At 63.5% G+C, this 18,825-nt stretch carries 15 protein-coding genes; 12 read left to right on the top strand and 3 right to left on the bottom strand.

Annotation, left to right across the window (positions count from 1 at the left end; translation table 11 throughout):
* Window positions 1-10: 10 nt before the first annotated feature.
* Together JY96_RS16065 and JY96_RS16060 are read right to left on the bottom strand one after the other, a co-directional pair.
* The gene (locus tag JY96_RS16065) at window positions 11-1,144 is read right to left on the bottom strand and encodes a Wzz/FepE/Etk N-terminal domain-containing protein (protein ID WP_052162622.1); all 1,134 of its coding nucleotides are present in this window, start codon (window positions 1,142-1,144) and stop codon (window positions 11-13) included.
* 3 nt (window positions 1,145-1,147) lie between these two features.
* On the bottom strand, window positions 1,148-3,352 hold the full coding sequence (locus JY96_RS16060) for an SLBB domain-containing protein (RefSeq protein ID WP_035043242.1): 2,205 nt from the start codon (window positions 3,350-3,352) through the stop codon (window positions 1,148-1,150).
* A gap of 546 nt (window positions 3,353-3,898) precedes the next feature.
* On the opposite strand from JY96_RS16060, the gene JY96_RS16055 reads away from it, so the two are divergent.
* From JY96_RS16055 to JY96_RS16045, 3 genes are all read left to right on the top strand, one after another.
* Window positions 3,899-4,384 carry a rubrerythrin family protein gene (locus tag JY96_RS16055; protein ID WP_035038978.1) on the top strand — a complete coding sequence of 162 codons (486 nt, stop codon included), beginning with the start codon at window positions 3,899-3,901 and terminating at the stop codon, window positions 4,382-4,384.
* 147 nt (window positions 4,385-4,531) lie between these two features.
* The gene (locus tag JY96_RS16050; RefSeq protein WP_035038975.1) at window positions 4,532-4,696 is read left to right on the top strand and encodes a rubredoxin; all 165 of its coding nucleotides are present in this window, start codon (window positions 4,532-4,534) and stop codon (window positions 4,694-4,696) included.
* 1 nt (window position 4,697) lies between these two features.
* On the top strand, window positions 4,698-5,873 hold the full coding sequence (locus JY96_RS16045) for an NAD(P)/FAD-dependent oxidoreductase (RefSeq protein WP_035038973.1): 1,176 nt from the start codon (window positions 4,698-4,700) through the stop codon (window positions 5,871-5,873).
* A 36-nt stretch (window positions 5,874-5,909) separates the two neighbouring features.
* Here JY96_RS16045 and JY96_RS16040 read toward each other — a convergent pair whose 3' ends face one another.
* Complete coding sequence (locus tag JY96_RS16040) at window positions 5,910-6,251, bottom strand: DciA family protein (RefSeq protein ID WP_235333951.1); 342 nt, start codon at window positions 6,249-6,251, stop codon at window positions 5,910-5,912.
* Window positions 6,252-6,295: 44 nt separating this feature from the next.
* Here JY96_RS16040 and JY96_RS16035 point away from each other — a divergent pair, with 44 nt between their 5' ends.
* From JY96_RS16035 to JY96_RS15995, 9 genes are all read left to right on the top strand, one after another.
* Window positions 6,296-7,273 carry a M23 family metallopeptidase gene (locus JY96_RS16035; RefSeq protein WP_035038960.1) on the top strand — a complete coding sequence of 326 codons (978 nt, stop codon included), beginning with the start codon at window positions 6,296-6,298 and terminating at the stop codon, window positions 7,271-7,273.
* Window positions 7,274-7,279: 6 nt separating this feature from the next.
* Complete coding sequence (locus JY96_RS16030) at window positions 7,280-7,612, top strand: hypothetical protein (protein WP_035038958.1); 333 nt, start codon at window positions 7,280-7,282, stop codon at window positions 7,610-7,612.
* 111 nt (window positions 7,613-7,723) lie between these two features.
* Window positions 7,724-9,295, top strand: coding sequence for a hypothetical protein (locus JY96_RS16025; RefSeq protein ID WP_161784345.1), 1,572 nt, complete (start codon window positions 7,724-7,726; stop codon window positions 9,293-9,295).
* 24 nt (window positions 9,296-9,319) lie between these two features.
* On the top strand, window positions 9,320-10,234 hold the full coding sequence (locus JY96_RS16020) for a metal ABC transporter solute-binding protein, Zn/Mn family (protein ID WP_035038954.1): 915 nt from the start codon (window positions 9,320-9,322) through the stop codon (window positions 10,232-10,234).
* Window positions 10,231-11,043, top strand: coding sequence for a metal ABC transporter permease (locus JY96_RS16015; RefSeq protein ID WP_052162621.1), 813 nt, complete (start codon window positions 10,231-10,233; stop codon window positions 11,041-11,043). Before JY96_RS16020 ends, JY96_RS16015 begins: the two co-directional genes overlap by 4 nt.
* 145 nt (window positions 11,044-11,188) lie before the next feature.
* Complete coding sequence (gene secA / locus JY96_RS16010) at window positions 11,189-13,933, top strand: preprotein translocase subunit SecA (RefSeq protein ID WP_035038951.1); 2,745 nt, start codon at window positions 11,189-11,191, stop codon at window positions 13,931-13,933.
* A gap of 268 nt (window positions 13,934-14,201) precedes the next feature.
* Window positions 14,202-16,442, top strand: coding sequence for a TRAP transporter large permease subunit (locus tag JY96_RS16005; RefSeq protein ID WP_035038948.1), 2,241 nt, complete (start codon window positions 14,202-14,204; stop codon window positions 16,440-16,442).
* 215 nt (window positions 16,443-16,657) lie between these two features.
* Window positions 16,658-17,926, top strand: coding sequence for a sensor histidine kinase (locus tag JY96_RS22450; protein ID WP_052162620.1), 1,269 nt, complete (start codon window positions 16,658-16,660; stop codon window positions 17,924-17,926).
* A complete protein-coding gene (locus tag JY96_RS15995; protein WP_035038946.1) occupies window positions 17,923-18,741 on the top strand; it encodes a LytTR family DNA-binding domain-containing protein in 819 nt (272 codons plus the stop codon). The genes JY96_RS22450 and JY96_RS15995 overlap by 4 nt, the downstream gene beginning before the upstream one ends.
* Window positions 18,742-18,825 lie beyond the last annotated feature (84 nt).

The following is an 18,825-nucleotide window of genomic DNA, read 5'->3' as shown; positions in this document are numbered from 1 at the left end:
CTGCAATGAGTCATGCCTGCCCCCGCCCTTTCCACCGCAATCCTTGTCGCCGAGACCAATCACGTCCGAAAACCGTCCCAACAACCGCAGAGAAGCCCAACAGGATTCCTGCGATAACCCAGACAAGTCGCCTGGGCTTCGATTTGCGTTCAGGAGGCGCCGCCGCATCTAAGACCTGCAACACGCCTGACCCTTCTTTGGCTTCATCAATTCGCGCCAACTCATACTGCTGCGCATACATTTGAAAGAGCGTCTCCTGATACTTATATTCTCGATAGCTATTAATGTAGTTCTTCTGCGCATCGCTGCCGCCTTCACCGCCTTTAGCGTAGCTCGATTGCATTTTCAGCATGGAATCAAGCTGAGCTTGAGCCGATCGGTATTCCGACGCTGTCGGGGTTAGCGTTCGGCCAAGAACATCCAGTTGCACTTTGGCTTGAGCGATTTGGACGGCCAAGTCGGCGGCGAAGCGAACAGCTGAGGATGGATCCACCTTCAATGTGGCTGGATCAATACCTGCATTTCTGAGCTTATTTTCGGACGCATCCAGGTTTGCACGAGTCTTTTGCAACTGTTGCTCGAAAAATGCTCGCCGCTGCTGAGCTTCGGTAATGGCCAGCCTGCCAAGGAGTACCCGCAGCTGATCAACATAAGCATTGGTCAGTTTTGCCGAAAACACAGGATCGCGATCCTCGACCGCAACTCTGACAATTGAGTCCTTTCCAGAAATGACCGTCGTACGACTGGCCAGTTCAAGACGGGCGTCGTCATTCAGCGTGACTTCGTATCGAGTTTTGAGGTCGAATTGCTTGATAAGAGCATCAGCAATCGTCCTGCTTTTCAACAAAGCCACATATTGATCCAACGGATTTTGCACGTCGGCGACAGAACTGGCCAGACCACTCAAAGCGCCAAGAGACTGCAACATCGACGCTGCAACGCCGGTTTGGGATTGAGGCGCCATGAATGCAGTCTCGGCCGCATACTGCTTCGGAACCGCAAAACTGGCAACACCAGCCAACAGGCCTGCGGCCAGGGGAACGGCAACCAACATCCTCCGATTACTTGCGATCAAATCGACGATGTCCTGCGGCGTCAGTTCCCCACGCACATCATCGCCCAAAGCCGTCTTAGGAGCGCCCATCGATCAGTTCCTCAACGTCTTGATCGCCGCAGCCCCCAGACTGAACTGGTAAACAATCTGCGTGATGTCCTTGGCATTGCGTGTGAACACGCTCCATGCGCTCTCGTGGTCGGTCTTCTCGGGCAGGACGATGACATCACCCGGCAAGACCTTTGCACTGCGAACGCTGGAGAACCAGCGGCCGCTGTTGGAGATCACGCCGCCATCGGCCCTGATCACGAAAAGCTCGTCGGTATCCGCCCCGCTGGTCAAACCAGATTGGTCAAGATACGCCTGAACGCTCTTGCCTTCCTCCCAGATGTGGGCCGACTCGGTGTTGACCGAGCCCAGCACGTACACAAAATCTGGCCTTGAGGGGATCACCAACCTGTCCTGATTTTCGAGTTTCAGCGGCGGCATTTGTTTGAAATCGGGATGATCAGACTGGAACCCCAGCATGATGCGACCCGTGGGTTTGAGGTTGCGCAAACGCTGAAGAGCCTGCTTTTGTGCGTTGGCCTCTGCCTGTATGCGCAACTGCGCAACCCCCGCAGAGTCTGATCCGGACACGCTGGCTGCCGCGCTGCTCAGCCGGGTATCGACCTGGGACTCCAGTCTGCGGACCAACTGCTCCAGGTTGTCTTGCTGCATGCGCTTGACGTCCTCGCGGTAGAACGAGGCACCAAAAAGGTAGGCATCCGGTGTCGGGCCACCCGCCTTGTTCACCAGGTCAACCAGGCTTGCACCAGGCGTCATCTGGTAGATGCCTGGCCGGCGGACTTCGCCCTCTACGCGCACAAAGACCTGACGCTTTGCCTGCGGCACACGCACATCGTTGACGGAGAACACCGTCACGATGTCACCCGGTTGAAGTGCCAGGTTCTCCGGGCTTCGGGCGTCGTCCAATGCCTGCCCGAGATTGAACGGCAACAGTTGGACCTTGATCTGGTTGGTATCAACGCGTTCGATGACGGCGTACTCGAAGTTCACTTCGTCCACGAGATTGCCAATGCGCTGCGCCAGGCTGTCAGCGCTGTCACCAACAACCTTGTCGTCTGTTTGCGATGGCGGTGCCGTCGTCTGACCACTTACCGCGTTGATCGCCTGGTTGCTCGCAGGCGGGGTAACAGTCCCTCCCTGCTGCTTGGCCGGGTCGGTTTCGAAGGCGTTGCTGCGTGCGTTGCGCTTATCGTCATCGCTGAGCAGGACATCGTTTTGCCTTCTGATCGACGCCCGGGACACCAGATAGCCACGGCCAGGGATCAAATCATGGACGGTCATACCCTTGAACCAGGGGCTGCGAATGGGTGTGGCGACATTGCCTCGCAGGGTGACGGCGTTGACGAACTCGGGCACCACCGCAGCCACCGTCAACAGGTCGCCGCGCTTCAAGGTGCGCTGGAATCCTGCAGCGTCCAGCGCGAAGACTTCCACGCTGCGCGGCGATTTGGCTCCAGGGTCCAGACGCTCCAGCTGGGCGCGACGCGGGTCGGCCATCACGGGTAAGCCGCCAGCCAGCGTCAGAATGCTGCCAACTGTTTCTTTGTCGTTTTTGAGTTCATACACCGCCGGTTGCGACACTTTGCCGCTCAGCGCCATGTAGCCCGCCGCAGCAGGAATGACAATGGTGTCGCCGTCTTGCAAGCGAACGTCGGACGACTTGTCTCCTTTGGACAGGAACGCGTAGAGATCGAGCTCGGCAACGACTTTTTCGGCGCGCTTGACCAGGACATGGCGCATGCTCCCCATCTGATTGGGCCCGCCGCTGGCAAAAAGGGCGGAAATCAGGGTGGACGCACTGCTGAGTTGATAGGCACCCGGCTTGCGGGCCTGCCCGACAAGGTAGACCGTGATCCCGTGCAACTGCCCCAGGGTCACATTCAGCTTGAAGTCCTTGTAGTACTTGCCCACGGCAGTGCGAACCGCTTCTTCGGCCTGTGCACTGCGCACGCCAGCCAGGTTGACGGCACCGATCTTTGGGATATGGACCAGGCCATCGCGGTCAACGACGGCGCGCACGTCCATGTCGATCGAGCCCCATCCCCGGATCTGGATTTCATCGCCCGGCCCGATGCGGTAGTCCGGCGAGACCGGTGTGTTGGCCAGCGGCACGTAACTCGTCTGATCGAAGAACCCCGAGCCAAACAAAGGCAATGCCTGCCCCGTTGTTTCGAGAACGAAACGCTGGAAATCGTTGGGCGGAAGCGGCGGCGGCGGAGGTGGCGGCATCAGGGCCAAAGCATTGCGGCCCGATGCTGGCGTGTCAGCGCCATCAATGCGGGGCGACGCAGCAGGCAGCAAGGGCAGGCCAGGGCCCGTGGGCATGCCCATGTCAGAACGCAAGGTCAAGCCGCTGGACGAATTGCCGCCACGCCCCATCAAGGCGTTGAGCTTTTCAGCGTCTGAAGTAGACAGCCCACTCGAGCTCGCTATCTGCGCATGAGAAGGCGACACGAATACCGACAAAGACAACAACAAGACGAGGATTCGGCTGACCGGATGCAAACGACGCTGTGTCATGACCCCAATTCTTTCATCTGATCTGAAAAGCTCGCCGCATTGTAGGGGGCAGGCCAGCGCGAATCCGGGCGTTGCGCTGATGCGACCGCCGTCGGGCAAACCGCACTCAATGGCAGTTTTTCCTGGTGCGCCCTTGCCTCATAGCCAATCGCTATCATCAGAATCAAATTGATTGACTTCCAAAATATTCACGGCAGACCTACAGTGACTCCATCGCAGCCCCAACTGCCCCACGACACCCAAAGGAGCCACGACATGAGCACCCCCTTCCACGATCCCAAGTCGGTCACCATCCAGAACCTCGAAGCTGCTTTCGCCGGCGAATCGATGGCCCACATCAAGTACCGCTACTTCGCCAAGCTGTGCCGCGAAATGGGCGACGAGGAAACCGCGAAGCACTTCGAGCACACCGCCGATCAGGAAATCCTGCACGCCTTCGGCCACCTGGACCTGCTCTTCCCCAAGGCCAATATGACGCCGGCCAAGGCCCTGCAGTTCGCCATCGAGGGTGAAACCTACGAGTACACGACCATGTACCCGAGTTTCAGAAACGCCGCAGTTGAGGAAGGCCGCACGGATGCGGTCAAGGAAATCGACGAGCAGATCGCCGAGTCCAAGGAGCACGCGGCACAATTCAAGGCTGTGCTCGAAAAGGCGGCCAAGCGCTTTGCCGCGCTGGCCAAGGTCGAGGAAAAGCACGCCAACGCCTACCAGGCGGTGCTGGACAAGATCTCGGCCTGATTGCCTCGCGAGCCCTTGGCAGGGCGCCCACGTTAAACGCCGACATCGTTGTGCGTGGCGCCGAAACCCCCTTTTTGACGCTTGCAAGCCCTGGGCGCAGCCTTAACTTGCATCAGAATCCACCCCCGTTTTTGGAAGATATCTCTCATGAAAACCTATCAATGTGTTGTGTGCGGCTTTGTGTATGACGAGTCCAAAGGGCTGCCCGAAGACGGTATCGCCCCCGGCACCAAGTGGGAAGACGTGCCTGCCGACTGGGAATGCCCGGACTGCGGCGTGGGCAAGTCCGACTTCGAAATGATCGAGATCTGATATGAGCGAAGCGGTCGTCATCATCGGCTCCGGCCTGGCCGGCTACAACGTGGCGCGTGAACTGCGCAAGGCCGACGCGAACGTGCCCATCGTCGTCGTCAGCCGGGACCACGCGGGTTTTTATTCCAAGCCCATGTTGTCCAACGCGCTGGCCGGCAAGAAGACGGCCGCCACGCTGGTGATGAAGCCCGCCGAGAAGATGTCGGAAGACATCAAGGGCCGTGTGATCGCCAACAGCGCGGTCACCGGCATCGACACCCAGGCGCGCACCGTGACGTTGGCCAGCGGCGAAGTGCTGACCTACCGTGACCTGGTGCTGGCCCTGGGCGCCGACCCGATCCGCCTGCCTTTGAAGGGCGATGCGGCCGACACGGTGCTGTCCGTCAACGACCTGGACGACTTTGCCCGGTTCGCCGAGGCGCTGGACACCGCTGCTGGCGGCCAGCCGGTCAAGCGCGTGGCCATCCTGGGTGCGGGCCTGATTGGTTGCGAGTTTGCCAATGACCTGCTGCACCGCGGCATCGAGCCCACCGTGCTGGACCTGGCCGACCGCGCCCTGGCCCGCCTGCTGCCTGCGGAAGCCAGCGCCCGCCTGCAAGACAAGCTGCAGGCCGGTGGTACGACCTTCCGCTTTGGCGTGGGTGTGCAAAGCGTGGACAAGGCCGATGGCGGCCTGAAGCTCACGCTCAGCGATGGCAGCACGATGCAGACGGATCTGGTCTTGTCGGCGATTGGCCTCAAGCCGCGCACCCACCTGGCCACCGAAGCCGGCGTGCTCACCGGCCGTGGCGTGATGGTCAACCGCGAGCTGGCCACCAATGTGCCGCACGTCTACGCCGTGGGCGATTGCGCCGAGGTGGATGGCCACCTGCTGCCCTATGTGCTGCCGCTGATGGCCCAAGCCCGCGCCCTGGCCGCCACACTGGCTGGCAAGCCCACGCCTGTGGCCTACCCCGCCATGCCCGTGGTGGTGAAGACGCCGGCCTGGCCCACCGTGGTGTGCCCGCCGCCCGCCAACGCCGCCGGCAACTGGACGGTCAAGGCCGATGACGAATCGGTTGAGGCGCGCTTCACCGCCGCCGACAACCCGGAACAGTTGCTGGGCTTCGCCCTGCAAGGCAAGGCCGTGACGCAACGTCAGGCCATGGCTGCCCTGGTGCCGGCCGTTCTGGCCTGAGCACCCTGCATCCCGCCAACCGTGGCCTGAAACTGATCAACGCCCGGTTTGAACCCTCACGCGGATTGCGTTAACCTTGAGCCCCTTTTTGGCCAGCACCTCGATCAGGCGCGGCTGAAGCTGACGCAGCTTGGCTGACACGGCCGAGTTGGCCGCCAGCAGGGTCCAGCCTTCATCGTCCACCGGGCCTGCTTTCACGTAGGCGGCCATGGCAGGCGGCAGGCTGGGCTTGATGGCCTCCAGGCAGTCTTGAGACAGCTTCAGCCGTTTCAACAGGCTGCCCAGCTGGTTCGAGCGCCCCATGGCCTGCGTCACCTGAGGCACATCAGGTGTCATGGGCTTGTAGGTGGCGGTGCGGGTGTAGCGGCCTGCGCTCATGGTTGCGTATTCAAGACGTCAGGTTTGATGCGGAAGGTTCTTGCATGCAGATTTTGATCACGACCGGCGTTCTGTCGCGAACCCGGGTGTTGCAGTTTACGCCCCTCACCCTGGTGCTGACGGCGCTGGCCATGGCCCTGCCCATGATGGTGCTCAGCCTGATGCTCTACCACGCGGTGGTGCTCAAGGCGGCCCATGAACACTGGCCCATCATCTCGCAGGCTGTGCGCTACGTGGAGAAGCAGGAGCTCGCTCAGCGCGACCGCTACATGCGCGAGAACCTCGACGCCATGGCCGAGAAAGTGGGCGATCTGCAAGCCAAGCTGCTGCACCTGGAAGCCGTGAGCGAACGCGTGGCCGGCATGGCAGGCATGAAGCCCGATGAGCTCAAGAAGATCGAGGCCGAGCCCAAGGGCGCCAGCGGTGGCCCGCTGGTCAGCATGCTGGAGACACGCCCCTCTGCCAGGACGCTGGACGAGCTCGACAACCAGATGAGCAGCCTGCAGGCCATGAGCGAGCGCGACAGCGACCTGTTCACGCTGATCGAATCCCACCTGTTCGAGAAGCGGCTGGAGGCCTTGATGGTGCCCAGCAGCGCGCCGGTTGACGGGCCCATTGGCTCGGGCTTCGGCTTTCGCACCGACCCCTTCACCCATCGCCCCGCCCTGCACACTGGGCTGGACTTCCCTGCTGACCCGGGCACGCCCATCTTCGCCGCAGCGGGTGGCGTGGTGTTGTCTGCCGGGCCGCATCCGCAGTATGGGCAACTGGTGGAGCTCGACCACGGCAATGGCCTGGTGACACGGTACGCGCACACCTCGCGCATGCTGGTCAAGCAGGGCGACCTGGTCAAACGCGGCCAGAAGATTGCCGAAGTGGGCAGCACCGGCCGCTCCACGGGGCCGCATCTGCACTTTGAGGTGTTGGTGGAAGGCGTGCAGCAGAATCCAGCGAAATTCCTGTCCAGCCCGGGGGCTGTTTCAACCGCTTCACAAAAGAGCAACACGGCTTCGCTAAAGTAAGCTCCCATGTCGGGTCGTACCTACTGCAACGCCCGCCGCGCCACCCGCGGCATGGGCTGGCACTTGTTGCTGGCCCTGGTCATGCTGCTGATGCAGCAGGCCGGCTTGCGGCACGCCCTGCAACACGCCGCCCGAGATGACGGCGCGCCCGCCCACACGGTCTGTGTGGAATGTCTGGCACACCATGCCAGCGACAGTGGGGTGGCACCCACGGTGCCCGTCCTGCCTCAGGCCACCTTTGACCACGTGCTGACTGCGGACGCCGCTCGGCCGCAATGTGGTCAAGGTGTGGCCTGTGTTTACCTGTCCCGTGCGCCACCTCTGGCCCTTGCCGCTTGACTCACATCCCTGACTGGCCTGCTCCTGCCTGCGCGCAGTGGCACGGCCAGCACTGAGCCCCCATCAAACGGCCCGCCCTCGCCTGTGCGGGCCCGGCAAGAAAGCTTCACCATGTTGACTCCGTCGTCCGGCCGCAGTGGCCTGGGCGCACGCCGTGCTGGCTGCGCCATCTCCGACTTCACCCCACCGCCAAACAGCATCGCCCGCCCTCGGCTGCTGACTTTGAGCCTCTTGATGGCGGTAAGCGCCTTGCCTTCAGCCCATGCGGCAGGCAAGGCGCCCGCAACCAGGCCCGAGCAGGCCGCGCTCCGCGAGATGCGCCAGCAGCTCGATGACATGCGCGCGCAGTACGAGGCGCGGCTCAAGGAGCTGGAAAGCAAGCTGGCACAGCTGCAGCAGGACCGGCAGGCCCAGCCCGCTCAACCGGCACCAGCATCGTCCACGCCAGAAGCCTCCGCCCGCACCGCGACCGACTCACCTGCTGCGCCCGTGCCCGCCGCCGAAGTCGCCACAGCAGGCCCTGTTGGCGACACCCAGGTCAGCGTCAACGGCTTCAACCCTGCCGTGTCCGTGATCCTCAGCGGCACGTATGCCAGCCTGTCCAAAGACCCGACCACCTGGAAGCTCAGTGGTTTCGTGCCCAGTGGCGATGAGATCGGCCCGGGCGGCCGCGGCTTCAGCCTGGGCGAATCCGAACTGGGCCTGAGCGCCAACATCGACCCCTGGTTTTATGGCGCCTTGACCATGTCGGTGGCCCCGGACGACAAGGTCTCCGCCGAAGAAGCCTTTGTGCAGACCACCGCCCTGCCCGACGGCCTGAAAGTCAAGGCCGGGCGCTTCTTCTCGGGCCTGGGCTACCTCAACGAGCAGCATGCCCATACGTGGGACTTTGTCGACGCACCGCTGGTTTACCAAGCCTTTCTCGGCGGCCAGTACAAGCAGGAAGGGCTGCAGGCCAAGTGGCTGCTGCCCACGGACCGCTTCATCGAGCTGGGCGCCGAACTGGGCAATGGCCACGGCTTCCCTGGCAATGACCGCAACCGCAATTCAGCGGGCTCCGTGGCCCTGTTTGCCCACACGGGCGGCGACATCGGGGACAGCCACAGCTGGCGCGCTGGCGCATCCTGGTTGCGCACGCAAGCCAGCCTTCGCACCTGGGATGACACCAACAGCGCCGACCAGAACGTGACCAATGCCTTCACCGGCCAGAGCCGCATCTGGGCGCTTGATGGCGTGTGGAAGTGGGCACCGCACGGCAACGGCACACGCACCAACTTCAAGTTGCAAGGCGAGTACTTCAGGCGCACCGAAACCGGCCAGCTGACTTATGCGTACGCAGACCCGGACCAGCTTGGCTTGATCGCCAACACCGACGCCTACCGCAGCGCCCAATCGGGCTGGTACCTGCAAGGCATCTACCAGTTCATGCCGGCCTGGCGCGTGGGCCTGCGCCATGACCGGCTCGACAGCGGCAACGTGGACTACGCCGGCAATGCCATCAACTTCATCGCCACCGGCTACAAGCCCCAGCGCGACAGCGTGATGCTGGACTGGTCACCCAGCGAGTTCAGCCGCGTGCGGCTGCAGTTGAACAACGACCGTTCGCGTGTGGGCGTCAATGACCGCCAACTCTTCCTGCAATACCAGATGAGCCTGGGCGCCCATGGCGCGCACAGCTACTGATCAAGCCGACCAAGGAACCCGAACATGAACACCACCACCTTGCGTTTCATCGCCCTGCCCGCCTTGACCCTGCTGAGCGCCTTGAGCACGCCCGCGCATGCCCTCAAGGTCTTTGCCTGCGAGCCCGAATGGGCTGCCCTGACCAAAGAGCTGGCCGGCGACCAGGCCAGCATCTACACCGCCACCAATGCCTTGCAGGACCCGCATCAGGTACAGGCCAAGCCCAGCCTGATCGCGGCTGTGCGCAATGCCGATTTACTCGTGTGCACAGGCGCCGAACTGGAGATTGGCTGGCTGCCTGTGCTGCTGCGGCAGGCTGGCAACCCGGCCGTGCAGTCAGGCCAGCCTGGCCAGTTCAACGCCGCGGACTACGTCAAGAAGCTGGAAGTGCCCACCCGGCTGGACCGCGCCGATGGTGACGTCCATGCCTCCGGCAACCCGCACATCCAGACCGACCCGCGCAACATCGCGGCAGTGGCCCAGGCCTTGAGCAAACGGCTGACTGAAGTGGACGCGGCCCACGCCAGCCTGTACCACAACCGCCTGGCGGACTTCAACATCCGCTGGGCCCAGGCCATGCAGCGCTGGGACAAGCTGGCCGCGCCGCTCAAGGGCATGCCCATCGTGGTGCAGCACAAGGGCTTTCCGTACCTGGAGAACTGGCTGGGCCTCAACGAGGTGATCTCGCTGGAGCCCAAGCCGGGCGTGGAGCCCAGCAGCGCCTACCTGTCCACGGTGTTGACGCAATTGCAGAAACAGCCCGCCAAGATGATCCTGCGCGCAGCCTACAACGATGGCCGTGGCTCGCAATGGCTGTCTGAACGCGCGCACATCCCGGTGGCGGTGCTGCCTTTCACCGTGGGCGGCAGCGACAAGGCGCAAGACCTGTTCGGGCTGTTCGACGACACGCTTGCGCAACTGCTGAAGGCCAGCAAATGAGCCACAACCTGATCACCAGCCTGACGCTGCACGCGGTGGACTGGTCCATCGTCGGGCCGGCGCTTATCGCCGGCCTCCTGGTGCTGGCCACCCACGTGCCGCTGGGCCTCCAAGTGCTGCGCAAAGGCATCGTCTTCATCGACCTGGCCATTGCGCAGATCGCGGGGCTGGGCGTGATCGCCGCTGACGCGCTGGGCTGGGAGCCGCAGGGCTGGGCCGTACAAGGTGCCGCCGTGCTGGCCGCCCTGGCCGGGGCCGCCTTGCTGACCTGGACGGAAAAGCGCTGGCCCGACATCCAGGAGGCCCTGATCGGCGCGCTGTTCGTGCTGGCATCGTGCGTGGGCATCCTGCTGCTGGCCGGCAACCCGCATGGCGGCGAGCACCTCAAGGATTTGCTGGTTGGCCAGATCCTGTGGGTGACACCGGGGCAGTTGTGGGCGGTGGCAGGCTTGTCGGCGCTGGTACTGGCCTTGTGGTTCGGTCTGGGCCAGCGCCTGGGCCGCGCGGGCTTTTACCTGCTGTTCGCGCTGGCCGTGACGGCCTCCGTTCAACTCGTCGGGGTCTACCTGGTGTTCAGCAGCCTGATCATGCCGGCGCTGGCTGTGCGCAACGCGCCACCCGGGCGGCAGTTGCCGCTGGCCTGGGGCGCGGGCGCCTTGGCCTACGCGGGGGGCCTGGCCTTGTCCGCCATGCTGGACATGCCCTCCGGCGCCGTGGTGGTGCTGATGATGGCGCTGGTTTGCGTCACCCTGAGCAGCCTGACCCGGAAACGCCTTGACACACCTGCCCCCGCCGCCTCCCTTGAATAAGGGCGGGGAAAGCCCCTCCTAGGGTGGGCGCAACCGCGTCGCGGAAGCGTCACCCCCGGGTGCTACACTTTTTGGCTTTGGTTGACTGGGGAAAGTGTCCCTGGTGCCTGAGCCCCCGCTTGCCTCCGATTGGATTGATCGCTCCATGTTGCCCAAGATACTGACTTCGATTTTTGGTAGCCGTAACGAACGCCTGCTCAAAGAGTACCGGCGCACGGTGGCCAAGATCAACGCGCTGGAGCCCACTTTCGAGCCCTTGAGCGACGACCAGCTGCGCGCCAAGACCGAAGAGTTCAAGCAACGCATCGCCAAGGGCGAATCGCTCGACGCCCTCCTGCCTGAAGCGTTTGCGGTGGTGCGTGAAGGCTCCAAGCGCGTCTTCAAGATGCGCCACTTCGACGTGCAGATGCTGGGCGGCATGGCCCTGCACAACGGCAAGATCGCCGAAATGCGCACGGGCGAAGGCAAGACGCTGACCGCCACCCTGCCCGTCTACCTCAATGCCCTGACCGGCAAGGGCGTGCACCTGGTCACCGTCAACGACTACCTGGCACGCCGCGACGCGGAGTGGATGGGCAAGCTCTACAACTTCCTGGGCCTGAGCGTGGGCATCAACCTGCCCCAGATGCCCCGTGAAGAAAAGCAGGCCGCCTATGCCGCCGACATCACCTACGGCACCAACAACGAATACGGCTTCGACTACCTGCGCGACAACATGGTCTACGAGGTGGAAGACCGCGTGCAGCGTGGCCTGAACTACGCCATCGTCGACGAGGTGGACTCCATCCTGATCGACGAAGCCCGCACACCGCTGATCATCTCCGGCCAGGCAGAAGACCACACCGAGATGTACGTGCGCATCAACGCCGTGGTGCCGCAACTCAAGAAGCAGATCGGTGAAGCTGACCCGCGCACCGGTGAAGGCGTGATCGAGCCTGGTGACTTCACCGCCGATGAAAAATCCCGCCAGATCTTCCTGACTGAAGATGGCCACGAGAACGCCGAGCGCCTGCTGTCTGAAGCGGGCCTGCTGGCGGAAGGCGCCTCGCTGTACGACGCGGCCAACATCACCTTGATGCACCACGTGTACGCCGCCCTGCGCGCGCACCACCTGTTCAACAAGGACCAGCATTACGTGGTCCAGAACGGTGAAGTCATCATCGTGGACGAATTCACCGGCCGCCTGATGGCCGGTCGCCGCTGGTCCGATGGCCTGCACCAGGCAGTTGAAGCCAAGGAAGGCGTCGAGATCCAGGCTGAGAACCAGACCCTGGCCTCGATCACCTTCCAGAACTACTTCCGCATGTACAACAAGCTGTCCGGCATGACCGGTACGGCCGACACGGAAGCCTATGAATTCCAGGAAATCTACGGTCTGGAAACGATCGTCATCCCGCCCAACCGCATCCTTGCGCGCAAAGACCAGCTCGACCTGGTCTACAAGACCGCCAAGGAAAAGTATCAAGCTATCGCTGCGGACATCAAGGAATGCCACGAGCGTGGCCAGCCTACCCTCGTGGGCACCACCAGCATCGAGAACTCTGAACTGATCGCCCAGTTGCTGACGCGCGAAGGCTTGCCGCACCAGGTGCTCAACGCCAAGCAGCACGCCCGTGAAGCCGAGATCGTGGCCCAGGCAGGCCGCCCCGGTGTGATCACCATTGCCACCAACATGGCCGGCCGCGGTACCGACATCGTGCTGGGCGGCAACATCGAGAAGGACATCCAGGCCGTCGAAGCCGATGAGACGCTGGACCACGCCGCCAAGGAAGCCAGGATCGCCGCCATGAAGGCCGAGCAGGCTGCGCTGAACGAGCAGGTCAAGGCCGCAGGCGGCCTGCGCATCATCGCCACCGAGCGCCACGAATCCCGCCGCATCGACAACCAGCTGCGTGGCCGTGCCGGCCGCCAGGGTGACCCGGGCTCCTCGCGCTTCTACCTGTCGCTGGACGACCCGCTGATGCGCATCTTCGCGGGTGACCGCGTGCGCGCCATCATGGACCGCCTGAAGATGCCCGAAGGCGAAGCCATCGAAGCCGGCATCGTGACCCGCTCGATCGAAAGCGCCCAGCGCAAGGTCGAAGGCCACAACTTCGACATGCGCAAGCAGTTGCTGGAGTACGACGACGTGTCGAACGACCAGCGCAAGGTCATCTACCAGCAGCGCAACGAGATCCTCGAAACCGTGGACGTGGTGGAAGCCATCACCAACCTGCGCAAGGGCGCCATGACCGACGTCGTGCGCACCTTCGTGCCAGCCGAGAGCCTGGAAGAGCAGTGGGACCTGGTCACACTGGAGAAGGTGCTCAAGGACGAATGGCAGCTGGAGGTGGACCTCGTCAAGTGGGTGGAAGGCCAGACGGCCGCCGACGACGAAGACGTGCTCAACCGCGTGATCGAAGCCGCCAACCAGCGCTACCAGGACAAGACCAGCGTGGTGGGCCGCGAGCAGTTCGCCTCTTTCGAGCGCATGGTGCTGCTGCAGTCCATCGACACACACTGGCGCGAGCACCTGGCTTCGCTGGACTACCTGCGCCAGGGCATCCACCTGCGCGGCTACGCCCAGAAGAACCCCAAGCAGGAATACAAGCGCGAAGCCTTCGAGCTGTTCGGCCAGTTGCTGGACGTGGTCAAGATGGACGTCACCCGCGTGCTGATGACGGTTCAGATCAAGTCACAGGAAGAGGCCGAGCAGGCCGCCCAGGCCATCGAGAACCAGGGCGAGAGCTTCATGAACGTGACCTACACGCACCCCAACGAGGATGGCAGCGTGGCGCAGGAAACCGACCCGGCCACCGTGGCCGCCGAAGTGCCCCGCGTGGGCCGCAACGACCCCTGCCCTTGCGGCAGTGGCCAGAAGTACAAGAACTGCCACGGCAAGCTGGCCTGATTCAGCCCCGCTGAAGCCGCATCACGGGATGCACCAAAAGAAGGCCCCTCGGGGCCTTCTGTCATTTGGGAATCCTTTTGTCGCACAAGCTGCCCAAGGGGGCGCAAAAGGCGCCGCAAATTCACCCACGAATGCAGGAACCCAATGGCGAACCCTAAGCACATCCCATCGCGCACGAATTGACAATGCGAGGGTAGCCACCTAGCGTGGCGTCACTTTTGCACACATGTCATGACGGCGCATTGATGCGCCGCAACAGGAGACACCCTTGAGCACCTCGTCAAACGCCTCATCACCAGGTCGCGGCCTGGTGGGCTGGTTTGCCCACATCTCCACCTTGTTCCTGCTCATCATGATTCTGGTGATCAGCACCGGCGAGATGATGCATGGCCAGCTGCTCAAGTTTGGCGAAGTACTGTTCAGCGACCCGCAGCAACAGGTGCAGTACTTCCTGCTGCGCGCCGACCCTGAAAAGCCCACCTGCGATGCCCACCTCAATGTGGAGCAGGAAGTGGCGCGCCAGGAAGCCGAGGCCGCCAAAGGCACCCCTTCAAGCGGCGCCAGCGATGACATCGACGACCTGTTCGGTGCCCGCAAGTTCAACGCCGAGGCCGTGCGCGAATCGCTGACGGCCACGGTCAAGAACTGCGCAGAACGCTATGTGATGTACGACCACATCCGCGCGCACATCACGCCGCAGTTGAGGTTCTACCGCGGGCTGGAAACCAGCTTCTTCACCCTGTTCAAGTTCGGCGCCGACAACCGCGCCTTGACGCTGCTGATCCTGCTGACGATCACGGCGGGCTACACCACGCTGGGCTTCCACCACATCAGCCTGCGCCCGGCCCGCTACCTGCGCGACTACCAGGCCCAGGCCTGGGCCATGCTGATCTGCAGCGGCATGATGATGTACTCGTCGGTGCGCTACTACCAGATCTCGGTCGACTCGGGTGTGCCGCTGGAAGACCCGCGCGTCTATTACATGTGGATCGTGTTGTTCGCGGTGATGTCGGCCGTCAGCGCCTTCCGCATCGTGCGCCCGCCGCAATCACAAGAGCCCACCAAGGGCAGCTGGCTGCACGCGCTGGAGGCCGTTCCGCTGATTGCCAACCTGGGCATCTTCACCAGCGTGTACTTCTTCCTGCACGATCACCCGTCAGGCCCGGCCATCTACGCCAACAAGATCCTGGACTTCATCAGCCTGCCGCTGGCGCTGGCCCTGCACATCTGGGCCGGCATGTTGTTCAAGCAGAGCCGCATGGTCGACCTGTTCATGAACATCCTGCGGCCCTGGAAGCTCTCGCCTGAGGCCCTGACCTACATCATCTTGCTGGCCGCAGGCCTGCCCACGGCCTATGCCGGTGTGTCCAGCGTGTTCGTGATCGCAGCGGGCGCCATCGTGTACCACGAGGTGCGCGCGGTGGGCGGCACCAGCCAGTACGCGCTGGCCGCCACGGCCATGTCGGGCTCGCTGGGCGTGGTGCTCAGCCCCAGCCTGCTGGTGGTGGGCATCGCGGCCTTGAACCGCCAGGTCACCACGTCCCAGTTGTTCTACTGGGGCTTCTTCGTGTTCGCCCTGACGTCCACAGCCTTCTTCATCGCCTCGCAGATCCACCGCCACAACCGCCATCAGCGTGCGGCCGTGGCTTCGCCCCTGGTGGCCGTGCCAGCCATGCTGCGCGAGATGAAGGCCGTGATCCCTTACGTGCTGGTGGTGGGCGCCATCGCCATGTTCTACAGCCATGTGCTGGACACGCCCTTCAACGAGATCTCGGCCCCCAGCATCCTGCCCATCATGATGGTGCTGGTGCTGGTGTTCGACAAGAAGCTGCAGGCCCGTGATGTCGCCGCGCGCAACTTCGCACCGGTGGGTGCCGCCGCCGTGCAGGCCATGCCCATGTCCGAGCCGGTTGGCGAGCCCACTCATGTGGAGCCCGCTTACGCCGCGCAGCGTCAGAAGACGGCCTCGGGCGCCATCCGCGCCGCCACCATCGAGACGGTCGAACACGTGGGGGCTTACATCAGCCTGATGTTGTTCACGCAGTTGGTCAGCGGTGTGGTCGAGCGCTCCGAGGTCATGAACATGGCCCCGCAGGTCTTCCCCAACGTCTGGTGGGCGATGACCTTCCTGGTGATCGCCAAGGTGCTCCTGGGCATGGTGATGGAGCCGTTGGGCGCCATCGTGCTGGTGTCCAGCACCCTGGCCCCGATGGCCTATGCCAACGGCATCGAGCCGGTGCACTTCTGGATGATGGTGCTGGTGGCCTTCGAGCTGGGTTACCTGCTGCCGCCTGTGGCCCTGAACCAGTTGCTGACGCGGCAGGTGGTGGGTGAGGCAGAGATCGACAAGTCCGATGCGGAGGTCGCGGGGGCAACCTTCTACCGCCGCTACGAACGCTGGATCCTGCCCTGCCTGGTGATGTCCATCAGCCTGGCCATCGTGGCGTATGGCCCGCTGCTGGTGCAGCGCGTGGACTTCTTCAAGCCCATTGCGCACCTGTTCCACTGAGCCCTGGCCACCCAGTAGGGTGGGCCTGACAGCGGGCCCTGACGCCCTATCCGAGAGAGCCCCGAGCGGGCTCTCTTTTTTTGCCGCCCGCGAACGTGCGCAACCACTGGCGCCGGCCCAACACCGCCCATCACACCCGGATTGACGCTGGCCACTGATCAGCCCATGATCGTGGCCGCTTTGAAGTCCGCCAGCCAGACGGGGCTGCCCTTTCCATGTCGCCGAACCCATCCCTTGATCCGCCCCCGCACCAGGCACCACCGGGTTCGCCAGCCTGCCAGGACAAAGGCCACCTGCTTCGCACTTTGCTGGTCCCCAACGCCCGGCGGATCTTCGTCACCATGGTGGTGTGGGCCGTGTTGATGGCGGTGTATTCGCGCCTCATGGAAGAGCAAGGGCTCGAGGTCGCCCATCAATACGGCTTGTGGCTCTATTTGAGCGGCAACCTGGGCGGTGGCCTGATCAACTATGTCGTCCTCCTGACGGGCTGGTATGCCGTCGCCAGCCGGTGGTGGCTGAAGCACGAAGACGCGCGCCAGCGCTATGCCACCGAAGGCATGTACGCCCTGCTGCCCTGGAAGCTCTTCCTGCCCCTGATGATCGGCTTGAGCTTGATTGGCAGTGCCTTGACCTACGAGGCCTGGTCAGCCTTGATGGCACGCACCAATGAGTGGGCCACCATGCGCAAACAGATGAACCTGGGCGGCAACCTGCTGATATCACTGCTGTACTCCACCGGCATCTTCTCGATCGACTACTTCAGGGTGCGCGCGGCCATGCTGCGCATCCGCATGGAGACGGCCCAGCGCCTGCATGTGGAGGCGCAGTTGCAGCGCCTGCAAGCGCAGATGGAGCCGCACATGCTGTTCAACACGCTGGCCAATCTGCATGCCTTGATCGAGACGCAGCCTGGCAAGGCGCAGGACATGCTGTCGCACCTGATCGACTACCTGCGCGCCACCTTGAGCGCCAGCCGGACGGGCGCCGTGCCCTTGCGTGACGAGATGGCCCGCGTGCAGGACTACCTGGCGCTGATGCAGATCCGCATGGGCGAGCGCCTGCGCGTCATCACGGACGTGCCGGCCGACCTGCGTGACGTGGCCCTACCGCCCATGCTGATCCAGCCGCTGGTGGAGAACGCCATCAAGCACGGCCTGGACCCGCTGCCTGACGGTGGCACCCTGCACGTGCTCGTCCAACGCGATCGCGACATGCTGGAGATCACGGTGCGCGACGATGGGCAGGGGTTGGATGCCGCCCGGGCCACGCCCAGCAACAGTGGCTTTGGCCTGAGCTGCGTGCAAGCGCGCCTGCAGACCAGCTATGGCCCGGATGCGCGGCTGATTCTGGAGCCGGGCAGCCAAGGCCCTGGCGCAAGGATGGCCCACCTGCGCCCCGGCACCGTGGCCATCCTGCGCCTGCCGGTGCAGATGCCTGCGCTGGTTCACACGCTGCCCACCTCGTCACCCTTGATCACCCCATGAACGCGCAGCCCACCGCCCTGATCGCCGAAGATGAGCCCGTGCTGGCCGATGCGCTGCTGCGCCAGTTGCACAAGCTGTGGCCCGAGCTGCAGGTTCGTGGCGTGACCAGCAACGGCATCCAGGCCCGTGAATCGGCCCTGACGATGCACCCGGACATCCTCTTCCTGGACATCCACATGCCCGGCGCCAACGGCCTGGAAGTGGCCGAACAGGTGATCGACGAGTGGCCCATCGAGCAGCCGCTGCCCCTGATCGTCTACATCACGGCCTTTGACGAGTACGCCGTGGCCGCATTCGAGCGCGCCGCCGTGGACTACGTGCTCAAGCCCATCCGCCCCGAGCGCCTGGCCATCACCTGCCTGCGCCTGCAGACGCAACTGGCCGCGCGGCAAGGCTCGGGCCCCGGGCCCATGGAGGATGACGAGGCCACCATCGGCAAGATGCTGTCGCTGCGCACGTCAGCGGTGGCGCAACAAGAGCCCTTGCGCGTGCTGCAGGCGGCCGTGGGCAACTCGGTCTACGTCATCCCCGTGGAAGACGTCCTGTACTTCGAGGCGGCCGACAAGTACGTGCGCATCATCACGTTCGACAAGGAAGCCGGTGGCCCGGAGATGCTGATCCGCACACCTTTGCGGGAACTGCTGCCACGGCTGGACCAAGGCCTCTTCTGGCAGATCCACCGCAGCCATGTGGTCAATGTGCGGGCCATTGAACGTGTCAGCCGCCAGCAGCAGCGTTTGCGCGTGCACCTGCGCGGCCGGCGCGAAACGCTGGATGTGAGCCGCATGTACGCGCACCTGTTCAAGGCCATGTGAGCCACCGAAGACGCGGCTGAGCCCTCCGTCATTCGCGACCGTATCCGGCCACTGGCGCAAGGCACACAGCCATTCGTCTCACCC

It is taken from the genome of Aquabacterium sp. NJ1 (assembly GCF_000768065.1).
Taxonomy (GTDB): domain Bacteria; phylum Pseudomonadota; class Gammaproteobacteria; order Burkholderiales; family Burkholderiaceae_C; genus Aquabacterium.
Note: the sequence above shows the minus strand (reverse complement) of the source record. Positions and strands in the feature narration are given on the sequence as shown.

What these genes read in the sequence shown, in the direction of transcription:
- JY96_RS16045 (WP_035038973.1), top strand. Translation starts at nt 4,698, where the DNA reads ATGAGCGAAGCGGTCGTCATCATCGGCTCCGGCCTGGCCGGCTACAAC.
- JY96_RS16015 (WP_052162621.1), top strand. Translation starts at nt 10,231, where the DNA reads ATGAGCCACAACCTGATCACCAGCCTGACGCTGCACGCGGTGGACTGG.
- JY96_RS16050 (WP_035038975.1), top strand. Translation starts at nt 4,532, where the DNA reads ATGAAAACCTATCAATGTGTTGTGTGCGGCTTTGTGTATGACGAGTCC.
- JY96_RS16055 (WP_035038978.1), top strand. Translation starts at nt 3,899, where the DNA reads ATGAGCACCCCCTTCCACGATCCCAAGTCGGTCACCATCCAGAACCTC.
- JY96_RS16065 (WP_052162622.1), bottom strand. Translation starts at nt 1,144, where the DNA reads ATGGGCGCTCCTAAGACGGCTTTGGGCGATGATGTGCGTGGGGAACTG.
- JY96_RS16030 (WP_035038958.1), top strand. Translation starts at nt 7,280, where the DNA reads ATGTCGGGTCGTACCTACTGCAACGCCCGCCGCGCCACCCGCGGCATG.
- JY96_RS16060 (WP_035043242.1), bottom strand. Translation starts at nt 3,352, where the DNA reads ATGCCGCCACCTCCGCCGCCGCCGCTTCCGCCCAACGATTTCCAGCGT.
- JY96_RS16040 (WP_235333951.1), bottom strand. Translation starts at nt 6,251, where the DNA reads ATGAGCGCAGGCCGCTACACCCGCACCGCCACCTACAAGCCCATGACA.
- JY96_RS16025 (WP_161784345.1), top strand. Translation starts at nt 7,724, where the DNA reads ATGTTGACTCCGTCGTCCGGCCGCAGTGGCCTGGGCGCACGCCGTGCT.
- JY96_RS15995 (WP_035038946.1), top strand. Translation starts at nt 17,923, where the DNA reads ATGAACGCGCAGCCCACCGCCCTGATCGCCGAAGATGAGCCCGTGCTG.
- secA (WP_035038951.1), top strand. Translation starts at nt 11,189, where the DNA reads ATGTTGCCCAAGATACTGACTTCGATTTTTGGTAGCCGTAACGAACGC.
- JY96_RS22450 (WP_052162620.1), top strand. Translation starts at nt 16,658, where the DNA reads ATGTCGCCGAACCCATCCCTTGATCCGCCCCCGCACCAGGCACCACCG.
- JY96_RS16035 (WP_035038960.1), top strand. Translation starts at nt 6,296, where the DNA reads ATGCAGATTTTGATCACGACCGGCGTTCTGTCGCGAACCCGGGTGTTG.
- JY96_RS16020 (WP_035038954.1), top strand. Translation starts at nt 9,320, where the DNA reads ATGAACACCACCACCTTGCGTTTCATCGCCCTGCCCGCCTTGACCCTG.